Here is an 11,953-nt window from a genome sequence, read left to right as displayed (position 1 = left end):
TGGTGACCGACGCCGATCTGGAGGACTGGGCCGCCGGCTCGCGGAAGAACTTCGCCGCGATCGCCGAGCTCGTCGGTGCCCCCGCGGGCGAAGCCGAGCGCGACCCGGTCTCCGTCGTGCCGTTGCTGCAGGTGTACGTGAACCGGCTGCCCCTGGCGGAGTTCCAGACCGACGACTGGGTCACCCTGCACGCCGACCTCGTGTCGTTCGTCGCGCGCGTCATGGCGGCCCGGCTCGGCGCGGCCTGGGAGGTCCGGCCCGCCCCGAACGCGCCGCGCGGTTACCGGTACGTGCTGAGCGCCACCGACGCGCAGGGCGCCGTCCACGTCGTCGACCCGTTCCAGGTCGTGGCGATGGAGTTCCGGCAGCCGCGGATCGAGATCGCCCGCATGCTCGCCACCGCCGAGCTCAACCTCGGCGTGCCGGACCGTTAGCCGAAGGTCACCAGGCCCGACAGCATCTCCTTCACGTACCCGCCCGCGGCGTCCGGCTCGCCGCCGGTGAAGACGAACCCGACCGTCAGCTGATCCGCGAACCAGAGGCAGGCCGACGAACCGGCGCCGCTGCTCTTGATGGCCACGCAGTACGCCTGACCGCCGATCAGCCCCGGGTCGACCGGCGACGTCGTCCCGGGCGTGCCCGGGGTGATCGTCAGGGCGCCCTTGACGAACGCCGTGAACAGCTCCTGCGCCGAGTCGAACCGGATGTCCTTGCCGGTCCCGCCCCAGATCGCCGCGGTGACGCCACCGTTGTCGTACTGGGCCGCGAACGGCTCGTCGATGAGGCTGACGGTGCCGGCGGCGCTCAGCTTGTCGGCGAGCTCCTGACTGCTCGCCTTCTTCCACGACCCGACGGTCGCCGGCGCCGTCAGGCGCAGCCGCTTCTCGCCGCCGCCACCGGCCGTGCTCGCCGCGGAGGCGGTCGCGGCCGGCTCGTCGTCGCGCGTGAGCTTGTACGCGACCGTCACCGCCGCGCCGAACAGCAGGACCACGACGACTGCGACGATGCTCACAATCAGCGCCGTACGGTTCTTGGCGGGCGGCGGTGTCCACTGTGGCTGGTGGAATTGCGCCGGTCCGTATTGCGGTTGTGGCTGACCGTACTGGGCCTGCTGCGGTTGACCGTATTGCGGTTGCCCGTAAGGCGTCTGCCCGAATTGCGGCTGCTCGTACACCTGCTGCGGCGGCAACGGAGAAGGTGCGGCCGGCGGGTAGGGAGGCTGCTGGGGCAGGGACTGGGATGGATCGGACATGCTGCGCTCCTAGGCCGGACGTCGGGCGAAGCATACGGTCAGGATCAAACCGCCGTGGGCCCTCGCCGCCTCGGCTAACACGCGGCTAGTCCCTTCGTCCGATCTTCACGACATGAACACCCGAACGGGGTGGCCGAGAACGGGGTCGTCCACTTAGTCTCTCTCTATTCCGATCACCCTTCTGGCGTGAACCGTCGATGTCCGCCGGGTGATCCTCATGGGGAGGGAATAACCATCAACACAAAGGGCATGGAAAGGGCTGCGTATGGACGGCTCGTAAGCCGGCCGCGGCGCTGGGCGATGGTGGGCGTCTCGACGCTCGCCGCCGCGGGTGTCGTGCTCACCACTGGCACGCCGGCATCGGCGGCAGTGGTGAATCCACCCAGGGGTGAGGTTCTCGGAAGCGCGGACCAGAGCCTGCCGGGTGGTTACGTCGTCCTGCTGAAGAGCAAGGCCTTCAGCGGTCTGAACACGACCCAGTCGAAGGCCAACGTCTCCAGCTTGGCCAAGGCACTGTCGTCGCGCCACGGCGGCAAGGTCACCAGCGAGTACAGCCTCACGCTGAAGGGCTACGCGGTCAGCGGTCTCTCCGATGACCAGGCCCAGCGGCTGGCGGCAGACCCGTCGGTGGCGTCCGTCTCGCACGACGTGCTGCAGCACAAGATGGACACCCAGAACAACCCGGTCTGGAACCTCGACCGGATCGACAGTCGCAGCCTGGCGAGGAACTACCAGTACACCTACCCGAACACGGCGTCGTCGGTGACGGCGTACGTGCTCGACAGTGGGCTGTACAAGGAGCACGACGAGTTCGTCGGTCGCGCCTCCTGGGGCAGGAACTTCGTCGACCGGGCGGCACGGCCGATCCCGGGCACGCCGGCGAACACGCCCGAGCACAACGCGCCGGACAACGCCTCCGACTGTGACGGGCACGGCACGCACGTGGCCGGCACGCTCGGCGGCACCACGTACGGTGTGGCCAAGCAGATCAAGCTCGTCTCGGTTCGTGTGCTGGACTGCTACGGCTACGGCTACAACTCCGAGGTCCTCGCCGGCATCGAGTGGGTCACGGCGAACGCGGTCAAGCCGGCCGTGGTCAACATGAGCCTCGGCGCCTCGGTCATCGTTCCGACGGAGGACGAGGCTGTCGCCCGGTCGATCGCGTCCGGGCTGACCTACGCGGTCGCCGCCGGTAACGGCAACGACAGCGAGGATGACCCGCTGCCGCTCAACGCCTGCAACCAGTCGCCGGCTAGGGTCCCCGACGCGCTGACGGTCGGTGCCTCGTTCATCTGGTCCGGCGACGGGCGTGAGTACCCGGTCTGGTGGTCCAACTACGGGCCGTGCGTGGACATCTTCGCGCCCGGCGTCGACATCACGTCGGCGTGGATCTACACACCGAGCTCCACGTACACGCTCCCTGGCACGTCGATGGCGTCTCCGCACGTCGCCGGCGCGGCCGCGCTGATCCTGCAGGCACACCCGAACTACACCCCGTCGCAGGTGCGTCAGGCGCTCGTCCAGAGCGCCACGAACGGTGCGCTGGACATGTGGAACAACTACCCGCCCTACGCTGCGAGCAGCACGGCGAACCGGTTGCTCTACATCCGTCAGAACGACCCGCCGAGGATCGCGTCGAAGCCCGCTGGCATCAACAACCAGCGTTTCGGCACGACCGAGGTCTACGGCCGCACGACGGACAACAAGATCGTGTACGCGTACAAGGCCGGCACCGACTGGTCCGACTGGTCCGACCTGGGTGGCAACACGCAGGGCGACCCGGCCGTGCTGTACAACCCGCGCTTCGGCACCACCGAGGTCTACGCTCGCCTCTCGAACAACCACCTCGCCTACCGTTACTACCAGAACGGCTGGTCGGGCTGGATCGATCTCGAGGGCGACCTGGCGGGTAACCCGGCCATCCTGTACAACCCGCGCTTCGGTACCACCGAGGTGTACGCCCGTTTCGCTGACGGCACCCTGAACTACCGTTACTACTCCAACGGCTGGTCTCAGTGGTTCAGCCTGGGTGGCGACGTCGCCAGCGACCCGGCACTGCTCTACAACCCGAAGTTCGGCACGACTGAGGCGTACGTCCGCACCACGGACAACAAGCTGAAGTACCGGTACTACTCCGCGGGCTGGTCCGACTGGCTCGACCTGGGCGGTACCGTCGCTGGGAACCCGGGTGTCATCTTCAACCCGACGTACGGCACCACCGAGGTCTACACCCGCACGTCGACCAACACGCTCGCCTACCGGTACTACTACAACGGCTGGGCGGACTGGATCGACCTTCAGGGCAGCCTCGCCAGTGACCCGGGCGTGATCTACAACCCGCGCTACGGCACCACTGAGGCGTACGCCGCGACCACTGGCGGCCAGACCCAGTACGTGTACTACTACAAGGGCTGGTCCGGCTGGAACAACATCGGCGGCGCCGCGGTCTCCGCGCCTTCGGTGCTGTTCAACGTGTCGAACCGTTCGACGCAGGTCTACACCCGCTCCGCGGACAACCACGCGAACTTCGCGGAGTACAACAACAGCTGGGCCTCCTGGATCGACGTCTCGGCCTAGCCCACACAGCACCAAAACCGCCCGGCACCCCCGGTGGAAGGGGGGCCGGGCGGTTCCTGTTCACCGGTCACTCACTCCTGCATCGTCGCCCACCGGCAGCCGCGCGATTCCGCTTGCGCCGTCGTGGCGTACTCGACGTTGAAGCGCCGGGTCGCCGGCGCCGCATCACCGGGCCCGTCGCGGAACAGCACCACCAGCCCCCGCAGCGAACCGTCACCGCTGACCCGGATGCACCGCTCGCTGTCCTTCAGGAACTCCAGCGACAACCACCGCGAGATCGCCGAGATCCTCACGCAGCAGACCGGCGGCTCGGGATGCGGAATCGGAGTGGTGGAGTAGTCCTCGACCAGGAACACCCCACCCGGCGTGTCGGCCGAGATGATGAGGTCCTGCCCGATCTGCGTCTGCAGGTCGTAGATCGTGCCGAGCATCGCGTACCCCTTGGCATTCGTGCTCGCCGCAACGAACCGCACCGGCGAATTGAACGGATGCGGCGTGATGGTCCCCGCCGACTGCCGGAAAATGATCTGGTACGCCGGACTGCCGCTGTAGGTCGTCGTGTTGGCGGTGTACGCCCCCAGCGGCAGATAGTGGTTGTTGAGCGCGATGAAGTCCATCCGCGCGCCGGCCTGCTCACTGACCTGCGTCGACCCCGTCTGCGCCAGCCGCACCCCGGCCCGCGTGATGCTCAGGTCCTCGTCACCCCCTTGGTACGGATGCACGAAGACCACATTCCACCGCGGCACCGTCACATTGAAGCTCCACGTCCACGGGCTGAAGGTGTTGTTGGGAACATCCGGAGTCAACGCCAGCGCGGCCTGCGCAGCCGAGGGCACAGCCCCCACGACAAGCAAGGAACACAACCCGGCAAGCACCACCCGCCCCAGCCACCGAACCCTGCCAGCCATCGATCCTCCTCGAAGCCCATGAGCCTCAAGCGGACCACACGCCCCCTCGGCGAGACAGGTCACTCACCGATACAAAAACCGGTCATCCCCGAACCGACCCAAACTCCACGCTGACGCCCCCGGTGTTGGTGGCCGATGCATGTGCCGGAGTCCTCGCCCGGCTCGATGGTCCGATCGCAGATCAGCCCTGCGGTCGATGGGCTAAACGCCAGGCGATCTGAATTTGCTGGTTGATCGGGTCCGTCGGAGCGCCGATCGTGACTCGGTCGATGAGATACATGATGACCAGACGTTTCGCCTCGAGGGACATGTCCCACCAGGTCGCTTCGGATGCCGTCATCGCTTCGTCGACAATGTTCGGATCACCTTCGAGTTCATCGAACTCCTGGGCAAGGGCCGGCTCTGCGATGCGTGAGACATGTACCGCGGCTGCGGACCGGACCAGCAGATCGGGCTCTGCGGTGATGCGCCTGAGAACCTGCCGTTCGACGTAGTTGTCGGCAACCTCGGCCCGGATGCTGGCGTGCTGGCGATCTGGTGCTGGCTTTCGTGCCCAGTTCGTCGCGGCGAAACATGCCGCAATCCACATTGCCTCGGCATGATCAAGAACGGTATCGCCGAGTACAGGTACTTCACCGAGATCTGGATGCCCTTCAAAGCTTTCAAATCGCAGCATTTCGGGTCCGATGTACTCCGGTATCCAGTCGAGGTCGCTGTGCAGCAGCGTTGCGAAACCCTCACCTCGGCACTGCCAAAAGATCAGGTCTTCGCCGTGTTCGTTGACGAAGTGCAGGACGACATCCGACGCACCGAACTCCGCACCGGACATTTCGCTCAGTTGGGTGCGGACCGCGTGGTTGCCTCGGTAGCGATTTACAAACCTGCGGGTCTCGGCGATGAAATCTTCGAGCGAGTCGCCGTCGAGCACGTCGTTTTCGCTGACAAATATGGCCTTGAGCAGGACCAACTTGCGCCGCGCGTTCAGGAGCTGGTCAGTCGCGTTCGCCCAGTACAGGTTGCCCAGGTCGGGATCGTGTACGACGCAGATCACGGGGAGGTTCCCGTCGGCCCAGACTGCCGCATGATCTCCTACTGGCACGCCAAATCCGCCGGCGCGACGCCACGACGTCCCTCCCTTTACCTGGACCTTGATGACGTCACCGGTGACCTCACGATCCTGGGTGAACTGAACATACAGATCTTCGCCAAAATCATTCCGCTGGTCGATGTCTTGGACGATGAGATTCCGGCTCTCCAGCAGCGCCTTCAAGGCGTTGACGGCGGCAGTTTCCGCCCGCCGTCCGCTCGAAACCTTGGGCACGTCGACTCTCCCTGCGTCTCGGAAGTTGCAGAAACACTAGAGCACAAGCCGCCGTTCCCGTGTGCCGGCGGTCATCGCCCGAAGGCTCGGGCAAAATCAATCGGTCGACGACCAAGAAACATCGGCGAGGGCGGCCACCCGCCTACCGAGGGTTGAGAGGGACCATGCCCATCTCGTTGGACCTGTGAATGACCTGCCGGATTGAGTCCTCCTCGACCTGCACGAGGTGAGCGATCACCCTGCACGCTGTTCCCGCCAAGCCGATCCGGTTCCTTGCTGGGCTGTCCATAGCAGCTGCCGACCTTCCTGGTCAGCTTGCCGCCGCACACGCACGAGCTCTGCCACCGGCACAGCCTCAACGCAGACACGCCGCCCAGTCCGGGGCTGAGCGGCGTGTCATCCAACACCGTGAACTTTGTGGTCAGAGCACTTAGACACCTACCGTCCCGCAGACTTCGTCATCAAGGCCAGCAGCCGACAACGCCCGCGGGGAACCACTGACACGCACGGTGCCAAGCCGCCGGAATGACCGCGCACTCAACTGATCCATCGGTGAATTTGGACGGCGCCGAACGGGCTGCTGCTTCACGGAGGAGTGGAACGCGGACGAGCCGCCCTGCGGGATCCGTCAACCGGCTGTGGCATGAGGCGCGGGTTTGGGCTGGCTCCTCCGTCGAGGTCCTGTTGGAGATCTACGCCAAGTGCCTCGACGGGTAGGCGGAGCTGCGCTGGGCCACCGAGCCCCGGAAATCTTGGACGCGTATTGGACGCGACTGGCGGATCATGGCCGTGAAAGGCCCGTGACGGCCGGACATACGAACGAAGCCCTTGACTGCGGAACTGCTGGTCAAGGCTTCGTTTCGCGACCACGTTGACGAGGCGTTCGGCGCTATCAGCCCGCGTAGGGCGCTCCGACGCAAGAGTCCCGGGCGGGAGCCTCCACTCGGGATTCTTGCCTGAACGCGGGATGATGCGCCTCGGTCAGCGTGGAACGGCTGGCGGGCCGTGTTGTGGCGTCTCAGTGCCCCTCTGGCGGATCCTTTTGGACCGACGGAAGTCGAGCACCGCAGCTGCAATGAATGCAGCCAGTGGAATAGAGCACATTAAGTTACCGATTATTGTATTTGCAGCGCTGTCTTTCCAGCCGCCGGTAAAAGTTATCGACAGGCTAACAACTTCTCCAAACGTAAACAACGCAACGAGTATCCATAGCGCAATCTGCCGCGTATGCATCAATGCGACGATCGACTTTTGGCGGCGGGCGATGCGGCTCAAGTCGTTCAGGGTCAGTAATGCTCTCGGCTTCGACCCGTGCGGAACGGGTTCTTCAAGCCAAGCGAAAAGGACGCTCGGGATGCCCGGTAACAGGCCTGCCTGGACTGCGCTTAGCCAGCTGCGGCGAACCCCCTCAGTGAAGCCGGCGACGTAAGTCGGCGTAGGTATCAGTCGACCCTCTGGAAAGTGGGGAGCCACTGCGAGGGATCCGAGGCATCGCGCGACTTTCGGGAACCATTGCGTCAGATGATCGGTCGGAGGTTTCAGGCCTCGGGCGATGAGATCCCACTCTTGCCTCCAAGGCGTGATCCATTGAAAAAGATTGAACTCCGCTTCAATTATGCCCCTCAGTGCATAGAGAGGCAGGATCTTGGCAATCAAGGCGCCGTCATCGCGGCCGCTTTGCGCATCATCTGCCTGAATTGGCCGAAACTCGGTAGGAGTCGACGTCGAAGAGGGGAGAATGCTTCCGGCATCATTTCTAGGGCTACGTACGTTGCGTTCCGGGTCTAGCGCTGGCTCCGGCACCCCACGGGCCCTATTGATGAGTCTGTGGATCTTTGCAATCTCCGCATTCGAGGACCGCTTGAACGACATGGAGTACGGATGCTCTGGACCTGGTCGTCGCGGATTTTCGCGCTTGCCCAAGACTCCGTGTTCCGTGTTGCCTACTAGTGTGAACTGAATGAACCCGTGAATCAGGCCGGTGGCGGGTCGAATGATTATCTCATCGATGTGCTGCACGGGTATACGAACTGAGCCCTTCATTCGCGGCCCAATTCCTTCCTTGGTAACAGTCACCCATTCGCCGTCAAATGCCAATTTCCCGAGAAGTCCCCTGACCTTCGTAACGTCGCGAGGCGTGAGCTGTGCTGGATGTGGGGACTCGCCCGAGAGGGGTGGGTGGTTCGGGGAACTCGGCGAGCGTGTATCGGTCTCAGAATCTGCCCCGGCAGCGTGAAGTTCGTCTCGGCTTGGAGTGCGTGAAGATGTTCGGACTGTCTGCTTGACGTCCGCAACTACGACGCGACCTTCTCCGAAGCCGAGCTTGTTGGGCCGTTGAGTAGATGGTCCTGAAGCTACGCGTTGATAGACATATTCGTACAGCTCGTCGACGGTGATCTTGCCATTCCGGTCGCTGTCGGCGTCGCCGCTCTCAATGCCAGCGACAACCGCCTCCGTAAAGTACGACGGCCTGGGTGGAAGGCCAGACTCGTCGTCGATTTCCTCAAGGCTATATTCAGTCCTGCCAGAAGCGGTAAGAATAGCAATTCCGTTACCTTCGGCGACGTCGGGGACGAGGGAGGCAACGTTCGCCTCTTCGCCCGATCGCGCCCGCATCCCGTGCGGGAATGCGCCGCTGAAGCAGCAATCTAATAATACGACAGTACTTCTGGATCTGCTGGAGGTCATGCGGTCGCGAAGCCACTCGGCAGACAGTGACGTCGAACTGAGAACCTGGCGTTGCGTGTTGGAGAACGCAAAATGGAGATGGCCGCGCATGTCCAGGACGCCATGTCCGGAGAAATAGATCAGGTGAAGGTCGCGAGTATTTGCACTACCGAAGAATTTATCTATTGCGACTTGTGCCTCATATGAGGTCACATCCACATGACTTTCAACGTGATACTTCGATCCTTCAGGATCGCTCAGGGTTCGCGCGAGTGCTTCGATGTCGGCCGAAGGTGAGCGGAGTGCAGAAAGTCCGGGGTCCGCATATTTCGAGCATGCAAGCAGGAGGGCTCGGCGCTGGCGACGACCCTCTGCGTTGGCTGATGAGCCACTCAACTTTGCTCTTCGGTGACTCGTGCAAGATAGGCCGCTACGATCGCATCGCGTTGGGCGGCCGTCATTGCACCCCGCAGGCGATGACCGTCTATCTCGACTTCAATGTCGCTTCGCTGCCGACGGAGCCATGCTGTGATCGTGCCAACCACTTGCGTGAACGCTACAGGAGCGATCGAAATGGCGAGCGCGCCGAAAGTCAGTGTCTCACCTGCTTTGGCGCCAGGAGGAAGTTGAGCTTCCCTCGCCACGTCAATCTCGGCAAGATCGATTTCCAGGAGCGCATCCCTGAGCTGTTGGCCAAGGTCCGCTCGCTCGTCAGTGCTTAGATCTTCGCCATCGACTGCTACCAGTAGGTGCCTTGTTTCGGACATTTCCGCACCTCCATGGGTGATCGCGTCCATGGTCGGAGAGCTTAGCGGTGTCCGTGCAGGCCACGGCTCATCGACTCGGCTGATGACACTCTCGTCTTGGTGGACGAACGCCTCATCACTCATGCGACGTCGGTGTTCGCTTGAGCCGCAACGTGGCGTGGATGTCTGTCGTGATGTGATGGCGACGTGGTAGGCCTGCCGCCCTTCAAAGCTTGGCACTAGGCGAGGTCCACTGTGGCGGGGTGGCTCCAGCTGATCTTGCTGACTTAGTTGCATCATCTCTGCCCTGAAGATGCATCGACGGTGGTGCACTGCATCATCGTCGGGCGCACTGAATTTCCGATTGACTTGTCCTCAAGAAGAGGGCGGGTCAACGGGAGGAGGTGAGGCATCGATGGAACCGCGACGAGGACGGGACGCCTGCCAGTCCCGCACGGCGGCCGGCCGCCACGCCGGCGAGCGGCCGAACATGCGGTCGGCGGCGGGGCCTGGCCGCGTGACACGTAAGCCGCCCAGGTCGCGCAGCTGATCGGCGCGCCTGGGGATCGCAGGTACGCCAACACATTCTCCGTGGTCCACCAGTCGGAGGGTGCCGAACGGCGACCTCCGCGTCCGGCGCGCCGACCTCGACCGCTGGCTCGAATCGCTTGAGGACGTGGCCGCCTGATGAAGACCACATTCGACGTACGGATCTGGGCAATCGACGTCTACAAAGGCACGGAAACCACGACCTACAAGGTCGTCTGGGTGGTCGACGGCCGGCGTAGAAAGGAACCGTTCAAGACTGCGGCGCTCGCCGAAAGTTTCAGGTCCGCGCTCGTCACAGCGGCCCGCAAAGGCGAAGCGTTCGACATCGAGTCCGGCCGCCCGGTGTCCATGCTGAGGAACGACAACACGATGTCCTGGTACGACTTCGCCTGCAAGTTCGTCGACATGAAGTGGCCGCACGTAGCAGCCACCACCCGCCGCACGCACGCGGAGGCCATGACGGCGATCACGCCGGCCCTGTTCACCAGTACCCGTGGCAAGCCCGACGACAAGCTGATCCGGAAGGCGCTCAACCGGTGGGCGTTCAACACGCAGCAACGCGGCGCCGAGGGCAAGCCGCAGGAGGTGACCGACGCCCTGCGATGGATCAGCCGGAACACGCGGCCGGTCTCCACCCTTGCAGACCCGAAGGTGCTCCGACCGCTGCTGAACTCGCTCGCGGTCCGTCTCGACGGTCAGCCAGCCGCACCAAGCGTCGTCAGCCGGCGGAGGAAGATTCTCAACACGAGTGTCGAGTACGCCGTTGAACTCAAGCTTTTGGACGCGAACCCGATTCCTGCCCTGAAGTGGAAACCGCCGAAGGCCGTTCAGGTAGTCGACCGTCGCGCTGTACCGAATCCGGTCCAGGCGCGGACGCTGATCAACGCCGTGCGGTTCAACGTTCCGGGCGGGGCTCGATTGGCAGCGTTCTTCGGATGCCTGTACTTCGCGGGAATGCGACCGGAGGAGGCGGTTGCTCTCAAGCTCGCGAATCTCCACCTGCCGAAGGAGGGTTGGGGCGAATTCGAATTCGGCGAAGCCGAACCGCACGCCGGGAAGGAATGGACCGACAGTGGCGAAAACCGCGATCGGCGGCAACTCAAGCAACGAGAGGTGGGGGAGCGGCGTACCGCGCCGTGCCCACCAGAACTGACCGCGCTCATCCACTGGCACCTGCGGGAGTTCGGGACCGGCGCCGGCGGCCGGCTGTTCGTCGGCGAGCGTAACCGCACCGAGCTGCCGAAGCGCACCATCATCACGACCTGGCGCTTGGCTCGTGAGCACGTCTTCATCCCCGACGTCGTGGAGACGCCTCTGGCGAAGCGCCCCTACGACCTGCGACACGCGGCGGTCTCAACGTGGCTTAACGGTGGCGTCCCGCCCACCGACGTTGCCCTGTGGGCTGGTCAGTCGGTCGAGGTCCTGTTCAGGATCTATGCGGCCTGCCTCGATAAGGGCACGGAGATCCTTCGCCGACGGGTGAGCGCGGCGCTGGGGTACTGACGCCCAGGGGCGCCCCCGCTTGGGGGTGTATTGAGGTGGATCGCCGATCATGGCGGGATTTAGCCGGGGTAGCCCGCAGGGCCGTCGCTTGCGACGCGAAGCGCCCTTGACCTTGGAGGAGCGGCCCGGCGCACTGCGTGCCGCCCTCGCCCGCCGTGTCACATTCCGGCGCCGGCGGTCCCGACTCCGCACCCCGCGCCAGCCGATGGGCATCGGCCTGGTCGCTGGCGAGCGTCCACGCGAGCTGGCGGCCAGGCGCTCAAGCGGCGACACGTGCGGCCCGTTTCGGGCCGCCTTGACGACGTACGGAAAGTTCTCACCCGGACGAGCGGGCGAGTGGTGTCCAGTCTCGGCTGATGCTTGACGCTCGCGTCCCACCTGATGCTTGACGTGCCCATTGGGACGGGCTGGAGCCGCTAACGGTTGGTGA

General features: G+C 64.2%; 8 protein-coding genes. 3 read left to right on the top strand and 5 right to left on the bottom strand.

Annotated features, from left to right (window positions below):
- The first annotated feature begins 2 nt into the window (after positions 1-2).
- Positions 3-434 (top strand): hypothetical protein, encoded by a 432-nt coding sequence (locus tag AB0J72_RS04800; protein ID WP_363394441.1) that lies wholly within the window; start codon positions 3-5, stop codon positions 432-434.
- Here the strand turns inward: AB0J72_RS04800 and AB0J72_RS04795 are convergent.
- Positions 431-1,012: a hypothetical protein gene (locus AB0J72_RS04795; protein ID WP_363394439.1), complete on the bottom strand. Its 582-nt coding sequence runs from the start codon at positions 1,010-1,012 to the stop codon at positions 431-433. The genes AB0J72_RS04800 and AB0J72_RS04795 overlap by 4 nt on opposite strands.
- Before the next feature lie 540 nt (positions 1,013-1,552).
- On the opposite strand from AB0J72_RS04795, the gene AB0J72_RS04790 reads away from it, so the two are divergent.
- Positions 1,553-3,829, top strand: coding sequence for a S8 family serine peptidase (locus AB0J72_RS04790; RefSeq protein WP_363394438.1), 2,277 nt, complete (start codon positions 1,553-1,555; stop codon positions 3,827-3,829).
- Positions 3,830-3,900: 71 nt separating this feature from the next.
- On the opposite strand, the gene AB0J72_RS04785 is transcribed toward AB0J72_RS04790, so the two are convergent.
- From AB0J72_RS04785 to AB0J72_RS04770, 4 genes are all read right to left on the bottom strand, one after another.
- Entirely contained in the window at positions 3,901-4,737 is an 837-nt protein-coding gene (locus AB0J72_RS04785; protein ID WP_363394436.1) for a hypothetical protein, read from the bottom strand.
- A 181-nt stretch (positions 4,738-4,918) separates the two neighbouring features.
- A complete protein-coding gene (locus AB0J72_RS04780) occupies positions 4,919-6,058 on the bottom strand; it encodes a DUF4365 domain-containing protein (protein WP_363394434.1) in 1,140 nt (379 codons plus the stop codon).
- A 981-nt stretch (positions 6,059-7,039) separates the two neighbouring features.
- The gene (locus tag AB0J72_RS04775; protein ID WP_363394432.1) at positions 7,040-9,121 is read right to left on the bottom strand and encodes a caspase family protein; all 2,082 of its coding nucleotides are present in this window, start codon (positions 9,119-9,121) and stop codon (positions 7,040-7,042) included.
- Complete coding sequence (locus AB0J72_RS04770) at positions 9,118-9,522, bottom strand: hypothetical protein (protein ID WP_363394430.1); 405 nt, start codon at positions 9,520-9,522, stop codon at positions 9,118-9,120. The genes AB0J72_RS04775 and AB0J72_RS04770 overlap by 4 nt, the downstream gene beginning before the upstream one ends.
- 636 nt (positions 9,523-10,158) lie before the next feature.
- On the opposite strand from AB0J72_RS04770, the gene AB0J72_RS04765 reads away from it, so the two are divergent.
- Positions 10,159-11,523, top strand: coding sequence for an integrase (locus AB0J72_RS04765; RefSeq protein WP_363394428.1), 1,365 nt, complete (start codon positions 10,159-10,161; stop codon positions 11,521-11,523).
- The last annotated feature ends 430 nt before the right edge of the window (positions 11,524-11,953 follow it).

Source organism: Dactylosporangium sp. NPDC049742 (assembly GCF_040674675.1).
Classification (GTDB): Bacteria; Actinomycetota; Actinomycetes; order Mycobacteriales; family Micromonosporaceae; genus Dactylosporangium; species Dactylosporangium maewongense.
This window is presented reverse-complemented; position numbering and strand designations above follow the sequence as displayed.

Excerpts from the sequence above, each read along its gene's own strand:
- AB0J72_RS04765 (WP_363394428.1), top strand. The coding sequence starts at position 10,159 with ATGAAGACCACATTCGACGTACGGATCTGGGCAATCGACGTCTACAAA.
- AB0J72_RS04785 (WP_363394436.1), bottom strand. The coding sequence starts at position 4,737 with ATGGCTGGCAGGGTTCGGTGGCTGGGGCGGGTGGTGCTTGCCGGGTTG.
- AB0J72_RS04770 (WP_363394430.1), bottom strand. The coding sequence starts at position 9,522 with ATGGACGCGATCACCCATGGAGGTGCGGAAATGTCCGAAACAAGGCAC.
- AB0J72_RS04790 (WP_363394438.1), top strand. The coding sequence starts at position 1,553 with ATGGTGGGCGTCTCGACGCTCGCCGCCGCGGGTGTCGTGCTCACCACT.